Origin of the sequence: Salinivibrio sp. AR647 (assembly GCF_001995415.1) — a bacterium.
Taxonomy (GTDB): domain Bacteria; phylum Pseudomonadota; class Gammaproteobacteria; order Enterobacterales; family Vibrionaceae; genus Salinivibrio; species Salinivibrio costicola.
Genome location: NZ_MUFE01000006.1, coordinates 48,061 through 67,082, shown reverse-complemented (window position 1 = coordinate 67,082; position 19,022 = coordinate 48,061). Strand labels below are relative to the sequence as shown.

11 protein-coding genes, 1 tRNA gene and 2 pseudogenes are annotated in these 19,022 nt (G+C 48.6%); 4 read left to right on the top strand and 10 right to left on the bottom strand.

All coding sequences use genetic code 11. From position 1 onward, the window contains the following. Nucleotides 1-7: 7 nt before the first annotated feature. The gene (ubiU, locus tag BZG76_RS09005; RefSeq protein ID WP_069362581.1) at nucleotides 8-1,003 is read right to left on the bottom strand and encodes a ubiquinone anaerobic biosynthesis protein UbiU; all 996 of its coding nucleotides are present in this window, start codon (nucleotides 1,001-1,003) and stop codon (nucleotides 8-10) included. 219 nt (nucleotides 1,004-1,222) lie between these two features. Here ubiU and ubiT point away from each other — a divergent pair, with 219 nt between their 5' ends. Next, the gene (ubiT, locus tag BZG76_RS09000; protein WP_158009969.1) at nucleotides 1,223-1,729 is read left to right on the top strand and encodes a ubiquinone anaerobic biosynthesis accessory factor UbiT; all 507 of its coding nucleotides are present in this window, start codon (nucleotides 1,223-1,225) and stop codon (nucleotides 1,727-1,729) included. A 19-nt stretch (nucleotides 1,730-1,748) separates the two neighbouring features. Here the strand turns inward: ubiT and BZG76_RS08995 are convergent, their stop codons facing one another. Together BZG76_RS08995 and BZG76_RS08990 are read right to left on the bottom strand one after the other, a co-directional pair. Next, complete coding sequence (locus tag BZG76_RS08995; protein ID WP_077461057.1) at nucleotides 1,749-2,768, bottom strand: S66 family peptidase; 1,020 nt, start codon at nucleotides 2,766-2,768, stop codon at nucleotides 1,749-1,751. Nucleotides 2,769-2,898: 130 nt separating this feature from the next. Then, a pseudogene (locus tag BZG76_RS08990) lies at nucleotides 2,899-3,531 on the bottom strand (cation transporter); the annotation flags it as partial. 270 nt (nucleotides 3,532-3,801) lie between these two features. Between BZG76_RS08990 and BZG76_RS15365 the strand changes: the two are divergent. Further along, the gene (locus tag BZG76_RS15365) at nucleotides 3,802-3,948 is read left to right on the top strand and encodes a hypothetical protein (RefSeq protein WP_021023946.1); all 147 of its coding nucleotides are present in this window, start codon (nucleotides 3,802-3,804) and stop codon (nucleotides 3,946-3,948) included. A 21-nt stretch (nucleotides 3,949-3,969) separates the two neighbouring features. On the opposite strand, the gene BZG76_RS08985 is transcribed toward BZG76_RS15365, so the two are convergent. The 5 genes and pseudogenes from BZG76_RS08985 to BZG76_RS08965 form a co-directional block, all read right to left on the bottom strand. After that, nucleotides 3,970-4,896, bottom strand: a complete 927-nt coding sequence (locus BZG76_RS08985; RefSeq protein ID WP_077461055.1) for a YeiH family protein — start codon at nucleotides 4,894-4,896, stop codon at nucleotides 3,970-3,972. A gap of 213 nt (nucleotides 4,897-5,109) precedes the next feature. After that, the gene (locus BZG76_RS08980) at nucleotides 5,110-5,988 is read right to left on the bottom strand and encodes a LysR family transcriptional regulator (RefSeq protein WP_021023944.1); all 879 of its coding nucleotides are present in this window, start codon (nucleotides 5,986-5,988) and stop codon (nucleotides 5,110-5,112) included. A gap of 86 nt (nucleotides 5,989-6,074) precedes the next feature. Further along, entirely contained in the window at nucleotides 6,075-8,024 is a 1,950-nt protein-coding gene (locus tag BZG76_RS08975; RefSeq protein WP_198532326.1) for a methyl-accepting chemotaxis protein, read from the bottom strand. Nucleotides 8,025-8,335: 311 nt separating this feature from the next. After that, nucleotides 8,336-8,422, bottom strand: a tRNA-Leu gene (locus BZG76_RS08970). Nucleotides 8,423-8,620: 198 nt separating this feature from the next. Next, nucleotides 8,621-9,997 (bottom strand): annotated as a pseudogene (locus tag BZG76_RS08965) (multidrug transporter). Nucleotides 9,998-10,785: 788 nt separating this feature from the next. Here BZG76_RS08965 and BZG76_RS08960 point away from each other — a divergent pair. Then, nucleotides 10,786-11,934, top strand: a complete 1,149-nt coding sequence (locus BZG76_RS08960; RefSeq protein WP_077461052.1) for an efflux RND transporter periplasmic adaptor subunit — start codon at nucleotides 10,786-10,788, stop codon at nucleotides 11,932-11,934. Then, complete coding sequence (locus tag BZG76_RS08955; protein ID WP_077461050.1) at nucleotides 11,927-15,055, top strand: efflux RND transporter permease subunit; 3,129 nt, start codon at nucleotides 11,927-11,929, stop codon at nucleotides 15,053-15,055. Before BZG76_RS08960 ends, BZG76_RS08955 begins: the two co-directional genes overlap by 8 nt. A gap of 18 nt (nucleotides 15,056-15,073) precedes the next feature. On the opposite strand, the gene BZG76_RS08950 is transcribed toward BZG76_RS08955, so the two are convergent. Together BZG76_RS08950 and topA are read right to left on the bottom strand one after the other, a co-directional pair. Next, complete coding sequence (locus tag BZG76_RS08950; RefSeq protein WP_077461049.1) at nucleotides 15,074-15,997, bottom strand: TIGR01212 family radical SAM protein; 924 nt, start codon at nucleotides 15,995-15,997, stop codon at nucleotides 15,074-15,076. A gap of 134 nt (nucleotides 15,998-16,131) precedes the next feature. Beyond that, entirely contained in the window at nucleotides 16,132-18,762 is a 2,631-nt protein-coding gene (gene topA, locus BZG76_RS08945; RefSeq protein WP_077461047.1) for a type I DNA topoisomerase, read from the bottom strand. Between the last annotated feature and the right edge of the window lie 260 nt (nucleotides 18,763-19,022).

Sequence of the window (19,022 nt, the reverse complement as noted above, 5' to 3'; positions counted from 1 at the left end):
TAATTCCTTATTGCCACTTGCGATGGTAAGCACCCAAACTGGTTTGCACCCCTTCAGAAAGGCTATCGAGCGAGTGCGCCCAATCCGGCGCAATATCAAACGCATCAGGGTTTGCGACACAGCGATCAATCGCTTGACGCCATACCCGTGCAACTTGCTCCACATACGCAGGGCTGCGCTGACGACCTTCGATTTTGACCGATTTGATCCCGGCGCGATAAAGCTCAGGCAGGACACTTAAAGTGTTCAAACTGGTGGGCTCTTCCAGTGCGTGATAGCGGTTGCCATCGACACAGAAACGACCTTTGCATAGGGTGGGATATCCCGCTTTTTCATCGGCTTGGTACCGATCAATCAAGACGCCGTTTAAGCGCGACTCCAACCCATGCTCAGTATCTTGCCAGCGCACGAATGCTGCCGGTGAGCAAGCGCCCACGGTATTGGGCGATTGGCCGGTAAGATAAGACGATAAATAACAGCGCCCTTCAGCCATAATGCACAGGCTGCCGAAGGCAAATACCTCTAAATCGACATCGGTATCGCGTGCCAGTTGTTTAACCTGATGAATAGACAGCACCCGCGGCAATACCACTCGCTTAACGCCATATTGCTGCTGATAGAAACGGATCGCCCCAGCGTTAGTGGCGGATGCTTGAACAGAAAGGTGTATATCCAAATCGGGATAGGTGTTGGCGGCGTAATCTAAACAGGCCATATCAGCAAGGATCAGTGCATCAGCGCCATTTCCGGCGGCGCTATCAATCGCATATTGCCAGCGGCGCCAACCATCGGGGTGAGCAAAGGTGTTAATAGCAACGTGCAAGTCTTTGCCGTGGTCATGCACATACTGACTGGCACGCTGCAATTTGCTGTCGGTGAAGTTCAGCCCAGCAAAATGGCGCGCATTGGTATCATCTTTTAAACCGACATACACCGCATCGGCGCCATGCTCGATCGCTTTTTTAACCGCCGGAATATTGCCCGCCGGACAAAGGAGCTCCATAACATTGCATTCCATTTTATGATTGTCCGGCTAAGATAAGGGCGTTGCCAGTGTGGGGGGTTGATATGTATCAAGCTCACTTCCCCATGAGGATAAAAATCGCGATAAATGACGCTGTTGCCACAAAAACCCTCCTCATTTTTGACTCGGATCCAATGGCAGCGCCTCCAACCTCGCTACTCTAGTGGTACTCAACCATTGGCACCAAAGGAAAGCCAAATGCTCGTTAACCCAATCACACAACAACCCCTTGCTCTGCCACTGCCTCAGCCCAATCTGATTACACCAGGCCTAAAAGCGATCACTCAGTTACCACAAGGGCTACAGGCCCAGGTGTTGACTAAATTGATGAATACCGCTTTTGCCGTGCCGCTGGCGGAGGAAGAGTTCGACTTTCTTGCTGGCCGTACCATTCGCATTGGTTTGCGCGATCTCAACGCCAATTGGTTCGTGTCGCTGAACGAAGACAACCAATTATTGGTGCGCTTGTCTGGGGAGGAAGACGCCAGTATCGAGGGAGATTGGTTAGCGTTTTTGAAAATGGCGACTCACTATTGCGATCCGGATACGCTGTTTTTCCAGCGTCAACTCAGTATCAGTGGTGATACCGAACTTGGGCTGCATGTGAAAAACCTGCTTGATAGCCTCGAAATCGACACCCTACCCAAGCCGCTGGCACGCTCACTGACGTTAAGCCATCACTACCTCACTAAACTCGCGTTGTAGTGCACAAGCTGATCCAAGCTCATTGCCCAGCGTGCTCACCCGCCAACCAAGGTTGCGTGAGTGAGACCGTCTGGGCATCAAAATCAATACAGGCTTGAGCCCCCAAAGGTATGGTTAACATCGGATGCGTATGGCAACTGTCAAAACCATCAACCACAGCGAGCGGCTTCCCATCGAGTATTTCTTCAAGAACGTTATAGGTTGAACGTCCCGTTCCTTTGTCATCAAACAGCTCGTGTTTACCAAGTAACACCGCGCCTACCATATCAAACACCCCAGCCAGTTTTAGGTGTGCGAGTGAGCGCTCAACCGTGGCAATATCCAACAAAGAGTCCTCAATCAGCAGAATATCGCCTGTTTCAATCGCTGGCATATAAGGCGTTCCCCAGATCCCACTCAGCGTATTGAGGTTGCCACCGATAATGCGCCCATTTACCTGACCTTTACCCATAAATTGCCATGCATTCTCATAGGTCAGTTTTGCCTCTGTCTGTTCACCCCAATCAATCATGACATCCGTCCATTGGGCAGGCATCTTATAGGTCATCGGCAGCGTTACATTCTCAGTTGTTACGGCTCGAAACGCGTCAAAGGTTTCATCGACCAATGGCGGGAACTCCCCTAAAGACGCCACTAAGGCTGGTCCATAAAAGGTGATTAATCCCGTTTTGGCATAGATACCGAGCAGTAAAGCAGTGAGGTCCGAATAACCCACGATAATCTTAGGATCATCAACCAAAGCGGCATAATCGATATAGGGAAGCAAAGCATTGCTGTTCATTCCACCAATCGTGGACATGATGCAGCGCACATTCGGATCACGGATCAACTGGTTGAGCTCTTCCGCACGCGCCTTGATCGAGGCTGAGCGATAGTGATCCGATTGCCCTGTCAATGCCCCCGCCTTAAGGTCAAAGCCTTGTGCTTTGGCATAGCCCATCGCGCGTTCAAACCTTTGCGGAGCAAATACGGTGGCAGGTGATGATGGCGAGAAAAAGCCCATTGTCTCGCCTTTTTTAAGAGGTGGTGGCAGTAACATATTGTCATCCTTGATATTTAATACATCTACGATTAAATCAAACAGTAGAGACAATCACAATCCTTCGATAAAACCGCAGCAGTTAAACTGTCATCGTTCGGGTGCGATACCACTTTACCGTGACAGGTGCGAGCTCTTTTAACGCGTTACGCACCATGATGAACGGCACTTTGATAAAGTAGAACGACATCAATACCATCATCATAGGGTCCGCATAAACCGCATAATCCGACCAAGGTGAATGCGCCACTAACCAAGCACCTAAAAAGCCTAAGGTGACTGCGAGACTTAATAAGGTGTCCATTTGCCACTGGCGCGATTCCGCCTCCACCAACTGGCTTTGCCCTGCTTGATTTTTACGCGCAATCATCCACCATCCGTAACCGCAACCCACCACGTTGACGATACCAAATAACACCGCCAATGACGGATTAACCGCACGTCCGCCCTCGACCAAGGATGATACCGCTTCGTAAAGGGAATAACTCACCAACAGCATAATCACGGCACCTTTAATGGCGACAACAAGCGGAGTGAGCAGCGCACGTGTGATCGGCCTTGCATAGCGCGAGTGTATATACCATGACGCGCCCAGTGACAACAAAGTTAACACTAGGCTAATCAACGAGTAGATACCGTCGAACATAATCACTAAAGAGCCAGCAAACCACCCTACGGCCAGGCCGGTGATGGCAAACCCCAATGCGAGAAGGGCCGAAAACACTAAGACTGACTTTTCATTGATCACGTTTTGAGGAGACATAAAACACCAAAAGTAGAAAACACGCACACATTCTTGGTGCTACTGCGCCGCTTTACAAATGCGAACTTGCTGGCGTTTTCATCACCCCGTTAAGTGGAAAATGAAAGGCATTTAATTTCAATAATTTATAAAAAAAATCAACTGTCAGTATTTTTGACACTCAGTGTCCTAAACACATTTTAGTTATGAGATAGCGCAAAATCGCATTTTGCTCTTATATAACTATTGCGCATACTAAACGCACATTTATATTCTTTATGGACTAAGAAGATGAGGAAAGGTATTTTGCTTGCTGCCATTACCTTGCAGCTTTTTCTCGCAGTGACCAGCACGGGATGGTGGCAGTTTGCTGCGGCACTCAGTGCTTTTTTATTGGTCGCGGTACTCCGTTTGCCTCAGGACACACCGCACGAGTGATCCTGAAGCAAAACCGGACAACTAAGCAGCAAAGAGCAGCCAAGCAAGCGACGAGCAAGAGATAATCACCCATAGCGCAATGCCAAAAAACAGGGGCTTGGGGCCTGCGGCACGTAGCTGGGCGATAGAGATACTGCAGCCTATCAAGAACAAGCACACCACCAACACTTGCTTAGCCACCGCGAAAATCACATCGTAAATCGGTTGTGCTTGCACAAACACATCACTGATGCCGATAGCTAAGCAATAAAAGACAATAAAAAATGGAATAGTGATTTTTTTGGCGTGACTACGAAACATCAGTGCACTGACAAAGGCGACAGGCACAATCCATAATGCACGTGCAAGCTTGAGTGTCGTGGCGGTGGTTAATGCTTGCTCACCATAGGCAGACGCCGCCCCCACCACCGATGATGTATCGTGAATCGCGATCGCCGCCCAAGTCCCAAAGGTATGCTGATCAAGCCCTAACGCATGCCCAATCATCGGAAATACAAACAGCGCTAGCGAGTTCAGTACAAACACGGTGCCCAGCGCGAGGCCAATTTGTTCATCATCGGCATTGATGGCGGGCGAGACGGCCGCGATGGCACTGCCGCCACAAATAGCTGTTCCCGAGGCAATTAAATGACCCGTTTTTCGATCCAACCCGATCAGCTTGGCCAGTATCGTGCCAAACACCAGAGTGCCCGTAATGGTGGCAATAATCAGCCCTATCCCGTCGCCGGTAACCGCCAACGCCTCTTGCAAAGGAATACCAAACCCCAGTCCAACGATAGAGTACGCGAGGAGCTTTTTAGTGATCTTAGTGAGCGGTAATCCGCTGGGTACCCCGCCCAAAGACGTAAGTAAAAAACCGAGTACTAAAGCGATGGGCGAAGTGACCCAGGGGGTTAAGCACGCGAGGACCGCGAGAGAAAAAGGCAGATAACGAAGATAGGCAGTCATAATTAGGCTCGATGACAATAAGTGGGCTAGATGAAAATAAGTAGGCTCGATGACAATCAGCCGGGTTGATGAAATCAAGTGCAAGCATTCTAGCGCTATGTGTGCGCTCAGAAAATCTTAAACTTCTTTAAGTCAGTTAAAAAGGCCCGAAAAAGCAGCCTAAGACAATGATATAAATCACTTTTAATAGACGATTTAGAAATTAAACAAGATCTAGAAATCAAACAAATAGTTAGTAATGCTATCGTTCAGCCATTGGATCCCAGGGTGTTCGGCCATACCAGACGCCGTAAACAGGCAATAGTCTTCTTGCGTGAGGCCGTAAGTATGCTTGATCACAGCCAAGCGCTGCTCGCGGAGGTGTTTGCGGATCAGCGGCTCAGGTAGCACGCCCCATGCCTCTTCTTGCAAAATGGTATTGAGCATATATTCAAAGCTAGAAAAGCCAATATAGCGGCGTGAGAAGGGTTGAAGCTCGGGATTGTCTTTTTCATTGAGGTAGACCATTACCGCTTGCATGGCGTTACGTAGTTGATCATCACTGACCCGACGTAGTCGACTCAACGGATGCTCACTGTTACATACAGACATCATGCGAATTTTACCCAGCGGTTGGTAGTTGATACGTGGGTCGTCAATACGCTCGTAATCGACCCCAAACGCAAAGTCGACTTGTTGGGTTTCAACCAAGTTGGCCAAATCACCGCTCGAGGCCAGCACAAGGTTAAAGGAGGTCGCGGTAAAGCGCTTGTTAAGCTGATGGGCCCAATCCTGCCAAAGTTGATCGGGAATGGCATCATCACGCGCAATCCACACTTCGGCATTAAAGCCCGCATTCGCTTGCTCGCACGTACGACGAATACGTGCCGCCGTGACCGATATACTCTCGAAATCTTTGTACACAGCTTTGCCGATTTCCGACAGGGTTAGACGGTTACCGGTGCGATAAAACAATTCGGCGTTAAGTGATTGTTCTAGCGCTTTAATCGCCATACTCAATCGTGAACGATTCACATCCAGCTGACGTGCTGCTTCAGACACTGATCCGGTGTCTGCCACTGCACAAAACGCATCAATTTGGGTTAGATTCATGCCGCCCTCCTCGCGCTATCCTACCGGAGCACGGCAAAGACACAAGCAATAAAGGCGTTAGCATTTGTGTGCGACACCTCGTATAGTTACTTGCTCAACCCATTAAAAGCACTGACTTTTTTGGTTAACTCCTTCATGCGTTGATCAAAACTGGTCACTGCTTGTTCACTTTGTTCAAATACCTCTTGGGTGCGACTTCCCTGCTGCGCTAACTCTTCAATACTTTGATTAATCTCATTCACGGCGCTGCTTTGTCGATTAGCACCATCAGCGATCCGCGCATTGTGCTCAAATAATGTTTGTAGGTTGCTATCCAAGGTGTCCATATTCGCAACCGCTTTTTGGTGAGTATCAAGACTATTCTGACTATCTTGGCTCACCTGATTAATTTGTCCGGTTACATTGTCGGATGCGGCACGAAGCTGATTGATGATTTCTTGGATCTCACTGGTCGACTCACCGGTACGTTGTGATAGCGAGCGCACTTCATCAGCAACCACCGCAAAGCCGCGGCCATGCTCCCCCGCGCGTGCGGCTTCTATCGCCGCGTTAAGTGCCAGTAAATTGGTTTGTTCGGAAATGGCACTAATTACTTCAAGCACTCGAAGAATATTCTCAATATGGTGGTTGAGCTCATCCAAGCTAGTTTGGCTCGAGGTCATGTTTTCACCCAGTTGCTCAATATGCCGCAAACTGGTATGCATACCACTTAAGGCCTCTTTAAGCGCCGCATTCCCAGCCTGAGACAGCTCGCCGGCGTGATTTGCCGAATCCGTCACCTCAGTGGTAATTTCAGTAATATCTTGGCTGGCCGCAGAGATAGTTTGCAGCGATTGTTGCTGCACCATCCCTGCCTGATTCACTTCGTGGGCTTGCTGTTTTAGTACCCCAAATGCGGATTGCGACTCGTCAACGGTATGGTTCACTGCCTGCAATGCGTCACGAATACGCGCTAATAGACCGTTAATTTTATTGGCAAGACGTCCGACTTCGGCCTGATCTTTTACTGATATCTGATGACCCAAATCGAGTTTATTGGCAATTTCATCGACTTCAGCTGAGAGTTGCTTGATCGGTTGGGTCAAATTACTGATCACCCAGTGCGTGACAAGCAACGCAATGGCAATAAACACCAAGGTTACTAACAAAGACTGGATAAACTGATTCAAGATGGGTTCCGTTATTTGTGCTTTAGGGATTTCAACCACCACAAAGCGATCTAAGTCTGCTAGCCAGTAAGATCCAACAAAAAATGCTTTATCATCAATAGTTACTTCGCTAATAACCGGTTTATTGGTTCCTTTCGTCACCGCTTGCTGAAAGCGATTGGCGTTGTCTGCATTCAGTGCGGAGTCCGTTGGTGCCACCTCTACGCTGCCGTCGCGCGCGGCTAACATCGCACGCCCTTGATCTCCAATACGAAAACCCTGCACAAGATTAACCAAACTGCTGACATTAAAGCCGACACCCGCCACCACATAAGGCTGACCGGTAGCCGCGTTGACAGGGACACTCCGATAATTAATAAAAATCACATACTCGCTGTTATTCACATCGCGATTCATATTCAGCTCATAAGGTTGATTTTTATTCAAAAAATTGGGGTAGAAATCACGATAAGGGTAGGTCTGCATCGAGCTGCTCCGATGCTCACCATCATAGGTAAAAATATACTTGCCTTGCTCTGTGTCTATCGTCGCAAACGCATTATCTGCACCAAGACGCGTTTTCGCGTTGGAAAGTGCCTGATGGATTGGCGCGAGATTAGATAAGTCTCCGCCATTATCCACCCAATCGATTAGCCCCGAATGGTGAGCAAGAAAGTTAGAGCCCGTAATTGCTGGCTGCAGTTCATTACTGATCTCAAATGCCAACCCACGTAACTGACTAGGCAGAATGATATTTTTTAAATCATCAAGCTGTTTGTTTGCTGATAACATCGCTTGTTGCACCATCGCAATCAGCGTGCTGAGCACTAAAATGGTGGAGAGAACGATATAAATCCGCTTTCTGATTGAAAGAGTTTGCCAACGCATACACTGTTCCTTTTTATTATCACTACTAACCAACATATCAATATTAGTCAGCAATCTAGACAGCGGTGCCGATTATGATAAAAAAATAGAATATATCGCTTAATGAGCGTATGAGGCTTCTTTTTAACTAGTTTACGGGAGAAAATGGAGTAATAAGGAACGATAAAAGCGAATAAGAAGCACAATTAATGGCCTAACAACATCATGGCAATACAGCTGATTTGTTGCTTAATATGAATGAGTGCTTCGATAAAACAGAAATGGAACTTGGAAGGGATGTGACATGATGATGTCACAGGCTATGAGTGCTATGGTGCCCCGGGCCGGACTTGAACCGGCACAACGCGAACGTCGAGGGATTTTAAATCCCTTGTGTCTACCAATTCCACCACCGGGGCGCACCTCATAGACGCGGTTTAATTTAATGATTTGCCAATATAAATCAATCTTTTTTTTGCTAAATCGATATCAGGCGAAGACAAAAGCAGCAAACTGTTCAAACAGCCACCAAATCGAATGTCCTATGCGGTGGTTTTGTGCGCCAATGAAAAAAGCTGAGCACAGGGCTCAGCTAAAAGGCAGTATTAAAAAAGACGTTATTTAATTGAAAAAGGAATCGCTAATGTTAGCTTAAAGTCATCTTCATCTTGGAAGAGATTGGTGTAAGGTGCCCAGTTACCGACATCCGTATCATTGAAGTACTGCGTGAAGTAAAAGCTAACTTTTGCGTCTTTAAGGGCACCGGCTTGAATCGCATAATCAGCAAACAAGCTGTACGAGTACTCAGTTAAATCCTCATACCCTTGAGCCGATGACCCAAACCCATAAGCACCGCTCAATCCTGCGCTAAAGCCAGTCGCGCCGATATCAGAGAAATCACGGGACAATGAACCAAATACTGCTAATTCTTCGTCATGGTTAAAATCGGAACGATTATTCCACCAAATGTCATAAGTACCGTTCGAACCACCGTATTGACTTGTCAGACGATACGCTAGATTTTGCACAACAGCAGGATCTCCAGAGTCGGCTTCGGTATAAGTGGCCTCTGCACGATAAGAGTATTGACCTGATGACATACTGGTAAGCATAGCTAGCTGGAATGCCGTGCTATCATATTGTTCATCGTCATCAACCACATAGAGTTGCGGCGACCAATACACGCCACCCTCTGTGGTACCTTTCACTTTAAGGTGTGCATTCCAACGATCACCATCACTTAACGCGCCGTAGGCCGTATCGAGTGAAATACCGTTATCGAGCTCATAACGCGCACCTAGCGAATACGCTGTGCCGGCATCTTAACCATTGGTCGTTTGAAATTCATAGGTTTCTTTAAACCAAGGCGCTTTATAACGCTCTGACACCACAAGACCCACATTAAGCTTGTCAAAATTAAGACCTAATTCACCCCCAAGATGCGTGCCTGGCGCAAACGACCAGTTAATACCTATGGTACTTGGGACGGAAGGCTGAAAGTAACCAAGCTTCGCGGTGGCTGTGTCTCCAAACTTAAATTTTGCTGCAGCCGTCGCCAAAGAAACACCGTTATCTGTGCAGTCTTCCTCCCACGCCCCACTGCATTGACTGTCATCTGGCACTTTGTCGTATGGGTTATTCACGCCCCAGAAGTTCATTTCATGATCAGGGCTGCCGTTTTGCCACATATCAAAGGTGGCAAATGCCATCAGATCTAGACCTACAACATCCGCGGCATAGCCAGAATTAAAGGCGAGATTGGTAAATATAGAACCGTGATCTAGATTGGTTTCCTTTTCTCCATTCTTATCATAATTTCCTCGATCTCTGGCTCTTGTCCAGATATTGAGATTGCCGTTAATTGTTGAATCAGCAAAAAAAGGCGATACATTTTCTGCATAGTCGGACGTTGTATCTTGTGACATTGCTGGTGCCGCCACGACTGCACTCAAGACCGCTGCAGCCAATGTCGATACACTAAACATCTTTTCCATGAAATACTCCTGCTGCCTGCAAGATGAGGTCTTGCCCCGTTGGGTTATTAAGTTTTATCGAGTGCAAAACCGATTCGAAAACATAAACATTCATGTCATGTTTTCACCCCGCTGTTTACACATTTCGTGTAACCACATCTCCAGACTAAATACGCAGAGAAAAATATCAATCACGACTTAATTTTTAATACAAATAATATGACGGCGAGCATATTTTAGGCATTTTTATGACATAGATCTGACATAAAAATGCAACACTAAAAACATAAGTATTTGAATATTATATTTTTTTATTTTATATCTCACAAGGATACCTTAAAACAAGCGTACCCATCGTTATTCCCATAGGCATATAAAACAGCCTCTCTTATTCAATAAACCCCTATAACGCTACGTTAAAATCGTAAAAAAACCCCTTTCTTTTTTTATTGTGGAAATTAACAAGATTGCATACATGTTCAACGCTTGTTTTTTACCAACAAAATCAGAAAAATCACGTAAAAAACGTAAAAATAAGTGAGATAAAAACTAACTATGTAATTATCTATTGGAAAAAAAGAACAGGTTTGCGTTTTAGCAAAAGACACATGCCGGATGACCGAAACGAGGCGATCGGGAGGACACACTCAGTCGTAACGTGTTGAGTGCAACAAAAAATGATGAAATTCAAAAGATCAGTTAGCGTGTCATCACAGTACTGACGTTACATGATAAATTAGTTAATAGACATATAACCCGAATCGGCTGTCACACTACACATGGCGACGCACAGAAAGGACTCATCATTAATGAAAGGACTACGTTGGATTCTGCCCTTAGTGGTATTAGGGCTCGGCTACCTTGGCTATACTGCTATTGCGGCAACGGAATCAGAGACACAGGTCGATAATCCCGCTCCTCCTCCGCCGATCGTCGATACGCAGTTCATCACGCCTACGCAACATCAAGTAGTCATCACGGGGCATGGTGAATTAATGCCGCTGGAAACCACGCAAATCTCCGCGCAAGTATCGGGAGAAGTCATGGATTGGCACCCGAATTTTGTCGCCGGTGGCATCGTAAAACGTGGCGACGTGCTCTTCTCTATTGAGGCGGATAATTATCAGGCGGCGGTGCTCAGTGCAGAGGCCGATCTCGCCAGCGCGCAAGCCGCTCTCATTGAAGAACAAGCGCAAGCCGCAGTGGCAAAGCGCCAAGCAAAAAGCTTGCCTCCGACACAGGTCACCGATCTCTATTTACGCAAACCACAACTATTAACGGCCAAGGCGCGGGTGAAGTCGGCCCAAGCGGCATTAAAACGCGCTCAACGCGATCTTGATAACTGTCAAGTCACTGCACCCTATGATGCCCTAGTGGTCTCACGCGATATCGGTGTGGGTCAATATATTAGCGCAGGCACGACTGTGGGTACGATCAACAATGTTGAAGTGGCGGAAGTCCACGTACCTGTGGCTGGGTTTGACAGTGCATTTCTGCCCGAACAACTCGAAGGGATTCAGGCCTCGCTGACACGAAATGGCACATCGCCGATTCATCGCGAAGGCACCGTGGTGCGTGATTTAGGGATTGTGGAACAAAGTACACGGATGATGCGTGTGGTTGTGCGTCTTGATGACCCCTACGGTATCAGCTCGCCTAAACCAACTCTGCCCTTCGGCAGTTATGTTGAGGTGGCCTTTAACGGCACCACGTTAGACGCAGTATTTAAACTTCCCCAAGCCTTGGCAAATAATCGACAAGTTTGGGTGGTCGATGGCAAGGGCCAACTTTCATCTCGCGCCTTGAATATTGTCCGTGCCGAAGGGCAATACCTTTATGCGGACCAAGGGCTAAGTGCCAATGACCAGATTGTGACAACGCCCCCCGAGTTTCCTGAAGCGGGAATGACGGTACGCGTGCCATCGCAGGTTGCGCAGGAGAACGACGACGATGAATGAAGCCCCTACGCCACCTCGTGGTCTCATTGCGTATTTTGCACATAACCCTGTCGCGGCGAATCTGATCATGATTTTTGTATTGATCATGGGGATCGCGAGCTACTTCTTTATTCAACGTCAGATGTTCCCCAACATCGAAATTAATTATATCCATATCACTGCTGACTACCCAGGCGCCTCGCCACAAGAGGTTGAAGAGAGCATCCTCGTAAAGGTGGAAGAAGCCATTAAAGATGTCACCGGCATTGAGTCTGTGGTATCGACAGCACGCCGAGGCTTTGGCCGTGTCGAAATCGAAGTGGATGTTGGCGAAGACCTCAATGTGGTGTTGGATCGGGTGAATCAGAAAGTCGATGCCATTTCTAATCTGCCCGCGTCTATGGAGCCGCTCAATGTGTCGCAAGTTGAGTTTCGACAGACAGTGATACGCATGGCGGTGGTGGGCGACAAGCCACTGACCGAGCTAAAACCCGTCGCACAAAACATCGAAGACGAGTTACTTCAACTTAACGATGTGACATTAGTCGAGCTCAGTGCCCCTAACTACGAAATCGCCATTGAAGTTGCACCGCAACAATTAAGAAAATACGACCTCACTCTGGGTCAAGTCAGTGATGCCATAGCCCGCTATTCAGCCAACTTCTCAGCCGGTGAAGTGCGCACCGATAGCGGTATGATCGCCATTCGCGTGGAAAACCAACGCTATCGCGGCGACGAATTTCGACAGATCCCGATTAAAATTGGTCCAAATGGTAGCCGGCTACGACTGCAAGATATCGCGACCATTAAAGATGGCTTTACCGAAGGTGAGCGCTATTTTAAATACTCTGGGCAAAATGCCATCTTTCTCTCGGTGAACGCGACAGCGTCGCAAAACATGGTTACCGTCGCCTCCGCAGTCAAAGATTACATCGAGACGAAAAACAACACGCTTCCAGCCGGCTTGGCGCTAAAGTCCGTGGTTGATATGACCCACTACTTAAACGCGCGCTTGGACATGATGCTCAAAAACTTGCTGCAAGGGGCGGTGCTCGTCGCGTTGTTACTGACCCTCTTTTTACGCTTCAAGCTAGCAATGTGGGTGCTCGTGGGACTGCCCGTTTGTTTTCTTGGCGCGGTTATGCTGATGCCAGTGATAGGGGTCAGTATTAATATTGTGTCGTTATTTGCCTTTATTATGGTTTTGGGGATCGTCGTTGATGATGCCATTGTGATAGGCGAAAGCGTTTATACCGAAGTCGAGCATAAGGGCGGTGGTGTGAATAACGTGGTTGCCGGTGCTCAACGGGTTGCAACGCCCGCTACCTTTGGGGTATTAACGACCATTGCAGTGTTTGCCCCTTTTTTGATGTCTAGTGGACCAGAGCGTGCCTTCTTCTTTGGTATCGCCGCCATTGTCATCTTGTGTCTGGTATTTAGTTTGATTGAATCCAAACTCATCCTTCCAGCACACCTTGCTCATACCCACTTTTCTACCCCTAAACCAAATAGCTTACGCCAACGCTTTAACCGCCGTTTTCAGCAATTCATTCACGGCCCTTATCGCCGTACAGTCACCCGGGCCACACACTGGCGTTGGTCTGTACTTACCGTATTCATTGCCCTATTGGCAATCAGTATTGCTTTGGTGGTGGCCAGCCACGTTCGTATGGTGCCGACGCCGAAAGTACCACATGACTTCCCCAATATTCGTTTAGAGATGAATAACAACGCATCGAGCGAACAAACCATCGCTGCCCTAAAAGCTATCGAGCGAATGGTCTACGACGTTGATAACAACACTCAAGCGGAGACCGGCCAAGCCATGATCAAAGAAACCCTGGTATTTAATGAGGGCCGAACCGCTGGGCAGCTGGTAATCCCCTTGGTGGATGATGCCGTTCGTCCATTTACCACTTTTGAACTCTCTCGGCGCTGGCGCGATGCCATGCCTGATATTCCGGGGGTGAAAAAGCTCACCATTCAAGACGATGTCAACGGCGGAGAACAAGGTGATGAATTTGGTTACCTGTTATTCGGCCCCGATATTGAGACCCTCAATGCCGCTGGGCGGGCGCTGATGTCACGCCTTAATCAGCAACCAGGGCTTTTCGATATATCCTCTTCGATGGATTCTGGCAGCCAGGAAATTCTGATCTCGCTCACTCCCGTCGCCCATGATCTGGGGCTGGATCTGAAGACCATTGCCCAGCAAGTTGGGGGCAGCTTTTATGGCGGTGAAGCACAGCGATTGATCCGAGACGGTGAAGAAATCAAAGTCATGGTGCGGTATCCAAAGCGCACGCGAGAAACCTTCTCATCGCTACGCTATGCCGTGATCACGACGCCAACGGGGCAACAAGTGATGCTGGGTGATGTGGTCAACTTTGAGCTACAGCCTGGGATCAGTAGCCTTCGCCGTGAAGCAGGATTTCGCACTGTCTACGTCTATGGCGCCATTGATGAAGAGCAAGTAGAACCCAACCAAGTGGTTGAAACGATTCGACAATCGGTAATACCTGATGTGTTGGCCGATTATCCTGAAGTCACCAGTGAGCTCAGTGGCTCGATTGAGGAGCAACAAGCTCAGCAAAGTGAGCAACTGCTGTTTTTTATCGCTGGCATGATCGTGGTCTATGCATTGCTTGCCGTACCATTAAAAAGTTACACCCAGCCATTGATTATTATGTCGGTGATCCCATTTAGTCTCACCGGCGCCATTTGGGGACATTATTGGTTTGATATCGATTTGAGCTTGATGTCGACCTTTGGCTTAATTGCCGCGGCAGGTGTGGTGGTCAACGATTCACTGGTAATGACCGATTACATCAACCGGGCTCGGCAAGCGGGCGTTGCAGTCAAACAAGCGGTGATTGACGCCGGCTGCGCGCGTTTTCGTGCCATCACTCTCACCTCCATCACCACCTTTGCCGGGGTACTGCCGATCATGTTTGAAACTAGCTTACAAGCACGGTTTGTGATCCCCATGGCAGTGGCGTTAGGCTTTGCCGTGATGTTCGCAACCTTGCTCACACTGATTCTTGTGCCTTGCTTGTACCTGATATTGCAAGATATTGGCAGAGTGTTGCAAAGACTGATGCAACGCGTCTTGCCAACGGCATCAGAGGATCAACTCCGCTAGATCAAAAGATTCAATCGGCTAGCGCCCTACAAAGGGGTGGCCCAGCGCGGCCCCTTGTGCGCCTGTTTGTGTGAGTGTCTCGGCGATCGCTGTCATCGCAAGCCAGCGATTTTCACACCAGGCAGGTGCTAACAATGTGGGTGGACGTGCACTTGCCGACACCCGATGGTAAACCACCTCTGGTGGCGTTCGCTGAATCATCATCGAGGCGCTAGCGATGTAATCGTCGAACGAAATTTCCCTTTGTCGCCCAGCTCGCCACGCCTTTGCCATGGTGCTTCCTTCAACGATGTGCAGCGGATGCAATTTGATCCCATCGGTGCCCGTATTTACCACAGTATSAATCGTCTGTTGATGGGCCGTTATCTCCTCACCTGGCAGGCCGACAATTAAATGGGTGCATACTTTGATCCCTAAGGCACGGGCCTTTGTTGCGACCTGTTGGTATACCGCGACGTTATGCCCACGATTAATGCGTTTGAGCGTTTTATCATGGCCGGTTTGTAAGCCAAGCTCTAACCACACCTCAAAGCCTTGTTGATAATAATCTGCAAGCAAATCGAGCACGGCATGCGGCACGCAATCAGGACGTGTTCCCACACATAATCCCACCATGTGCTCTTGGGCCAGTGCTTGCTCGTACAACACTTTTAAACGGGCGACTTCATCATAGGTGCTGGTATAAGCCTGAAAATACGCTAAATAACGGCGGGCACGATCCACTTCTTTGGCGCGTTGACTGAGTTGTTGACTGACCGATGCATGTTGCGCTTTTTCATCCGCAAACGAGGCCACATTACAAAACGTGCAACCGCCCCGTCCCAACGTACCATCGCGGTTTGGGCAGCTAAAACCACCGTGCAACGTCAGTTTATGCACCCGTTCGCCATAGCGGTGCTTGAGATCTTGGCCAAGTGTATTAACTAACTGGTGCAGCTCCATGGTGCCTCGTGGCTCAATACAAAGTCGCATCTTAGCAGCACAAACCAGAGGCACTTTGGTAGAGATCAAACGTCGGTATCACGGCCGCTAAAAACGACGAAAAAAAACCCGCCGTGATGGCGGGTTGAATCTCATTAGGCTTTGGCCTTCTTCTTGCGCTTGTCAGTGACTTCCCACTGACCATCGACAAAGAAAGCTGACCAGCCGGATGGCTTACCGTCTTCTTCACTTCGCACGTAGTTTTCTTTGGTTTTACGTGCAAAACGAACTACCGTCGGTCGTCCATCAGGATCCTGTTGTGGTGCATCCGCAAGGTATTGGAATTTCTCCGAGATACGATCTCTAAAGCGATCGAGCTCTTCCACCAGCGGCGCGCGAGTTTCACGCGATTTAGGGAAGTTACTTGCCGCCATAAACAGCCCCGAGGCGCCGTCTCGCAGCACAAAATAGGCGTCCGAATTTTCGCAAGGCAGTTCAGGGAAATGCACAGGATCTTCTTTCGGTGGTGCAACATCACCGTTTTTCAAGATCTTGCGCGTATTCTTACATTCATCATTGGTGCAACCCATGTACTTCCCGAAGCGGCCATTTTTCAGCACCATATCGTTACCACATTTGTCACACTCAACGACCGGACCGTCATAGCCTTTCGGTTTAAACTCACCCTTTTCGACCACATAACCTTCACAGCTTGGGTTATTACCACAGACATGAAGCTTACGATGTTGGTCAATCAGGTATGAATCCATCGCCGTTTCGCAAATCGGACAACGTTTCATGGCACGAAGATCCGCGGTTTCAACATCCTCTTCTAGGACGTTAACAATGCCGTCTTCATCCATCAGATTGATGGTGGTTTTGCAACGCTCTTTCGGCGGTAATGCATACCCTGAGCAGCCCAAAAAGACGCCAGTTGATGCAGTACGAATACCCATTTTACGGCCACATGTTGGACAATCGATATCCGTCATGACCATATTGTTCGGTTTCATCCCGCCTTCTTCTTCGTCTTGTTCCGCTTGCTCTAGCTCTGCGGTGAAGTCGGCAAAGAAGTCGTCAAGCACGCCTTTCCAATCGGCTTGACCTTCAGCGATTTTATCCAGCGACGCTTCCATCCGGGCGGTAAAGTCATAATCCATCAAGTCTGCAAAGCTCTGGGTCAGACGATCGGTGACGATCTCTCCCATTTTCTCTGCGTAGAAACGACGATTTTCGACGCGCACATAACCACGATCTTGAATGGTCGAAATGATCGACGCATACGTGGACGGACGGCCAATACCCGCTTTTTCCAGCTCTTTAACCAAAGCCGCTTCCGTGAATCGCGCCGGTGGCTTAGTGAAGTGCTGTTTCGGATCAAGCTGACTCAACGTCAGTGATTGTCCCACTTCCACCGTAGGCAAGATTTGATCTTCGTTTTTACCCGTCGGGCGCTGTACGCGCGTCCAACCATCGAAACGTAAAATCCGCCCTTTTGCTTTCAAAGAGAACTCACCGGCTTCTACGGTCAATGTGGTGGAGTCGTACTTAGCCGGTACCATTTGACACGCCACGAACTGACGCCATATCAGGTCGTACAGTCGATGCGCATCAGGATCCATACCTTGCAAATCGCTCGCCGTCACGCCAACATCCGATGGACGGATCGCTTCGTGGGCTTCTTGCGCATTGGCTTTTGCCCCGTAGACGTTCGCCGACTCAGGTAAATATTGTTCACCGTATTCGCTGGCAATATGTCCCCGCGCTGCGTCCACCGCCTCTTTGCTGAGGTTGGTCGAATCGGTACGCATATAGGTGATGTAACCCGCCTCATAAAGACGCTGCGCTAACATCATGGTTTTCTTCACCCCAAAGCCTAACCGCGTACTGGCGGCTTGCTGAAGTGTTGAGGTGATATAGGGCGCAGATGGCTTACTGGTTGAGGGGCGATCTTCACGATCACGTACCACATAGCTCGCGTTTTCCAACGCGGACACCGCGGCCATCGCCTCATCGCTGTTTTTCGGCTTAAAGGCTTTTCCGTTTTGCTGTGCAACGAGCAATCGAAGCGCCTGCTCGTTAGGGGTGAGCGTGTCCGCATGCACATCCCAAAACTCTTCAGGAATAAACGCTTTAATTTGATGCTCGCGTTCGACCAACAATTTCACCGCGACCGATTGCACACGCCCTGCCGACAAACCGCGCGCCACTTTTTTCCAAAGCAGCGGTGACACCATAAAGCCCACCACACGGTCGAGAAAACGCCTGGCTTGCTGTGCATTGACGCCATCAATGTTAACGTCTCCCGGCGCTTCAAACGCCTGGGTGATGGCATTTTTGGTGATTTCGTTAAACACAACACGCTTAAAACGATCTTCATCGCCACCGATCAGTTCCCGCAGGTGCCAAGCTATGGCTTCCCCTTCGCGGTCCAAATCCGTTGCGAGATAAACATGGTCAGCTTGCTCGGCCAGTGATTTGAGTTCGGCAACGACTTTTTCCTTGCCCGGCAGCACTTGATATTTCGCCTGCCAACCGTTGTAAGGATCGACGCCCATCTTATTGATGAGCGCCTTCTTTTCTTTTTGTTTCTTAATTCGCGCTTTTTCTTCGGCGCTGAGCCCTTTCGTAGACACAGGTGCAGCTTTTTTACCGCCCTGGGTCGCTCCAGTAGGCAGATCACGCACATGCCCGACACTCGACTTCACAATGAAATCTTTGCCGAGATATTTGTTGATCGTTTTCGCCTTTGCAGGGGACTCCACGATAACGAGAGATTTGCCCATAATGACCTAATTGACGCCCTTTGCGCTAAAACTGTCGAAAATTCGTTGCGTTGCACTCCGATATTGGAATGCCGCTATCTGTTTTACAATATTGAGCGAGTCTAGCCGAATATCAACTAAATTCGCAGTAAAACACGCTGATTGCTCGTACCTTCCACAATTGTTAACCAGTTGTGATAGTAGTGTATCGGTTATTCGCTATGCCACTTTTCGGCAAAAAGCGCGCTAATCATTACCATTGCCGCCTGTAAAATAGCTAA

Bases quoted from the DNA above. Each gene is read 5' to 3' on its own strand.
- BZG76_RS08975 (WP_198532326.1), bottom strand. From the start codon at position 8,024: ATGCGTTGGCAAACTCTTTCAATCAGAAAGCGGATTTATATCGTTCTC.
- topA (WP_077461047.1), bottom strand. From the start codon at position 18,762: ATGGGCAAATCTCTCGTTATCGTGGAGTCCCCTGCAAAGGCGAAAACG.
- BZG76_RS08980 (WP_021023944.1), bottom strand. From the start codon at position 5,988: ATGAATCTAACCCAAATTGATGCGTTTTGTGCAGTGGCAGACACCGGA.
- BZG76_RS15365 (WP_021023946.1), top strand. From the start codon at position 3,802: ATGAGGAAAGGTATTTTGCTTGCTGCCATTACCTTGCAGCTTTTTCTC.
- BZG76_RS08960 (WP_077461052.1), top strand. From the start codon at position 10,786: ATGAAAGGACTACGTTGGATTCTGCCCTTAGTGGTATTAGGGCTCGGC.
- BZG76_RS08985 (WP_077461055.1), bottom strand. From the start codon at position 4,896: ATGACTGCCTATCTTCGTTATCTGCCTTTTTCTCTCGCGGTCCTCGCG.
- BZG76_RS08995 (WP_077461057.1), bottom strand. From the start codon at position 2,768: ATGTTACTGCCACCACCTCTTAAAAAAGGCGAGACAATGGGCTTTTTC.
- ubiU (WP_069362581.1), bottom strand. From the start codon at position 1,003: ATGGAGCTCCTTTGTCCGGCGGGCAATATTCCGGCGGTTAAAAAAGCG.
- BZG76_RS08955 (WP_077461050.1), top strand. From the start codon at position 11,927: ATGAATGAAGCCCCTACGCCACCTCGTGGTCTCATTGCGTATTTTGCA.
- ubiT (WP_158009969.1), top strand. From the start codon at position 1,223: ATGCTCGTTAACCCAATCACACAACAACCCCTTGCTCTGCCACTGCCT.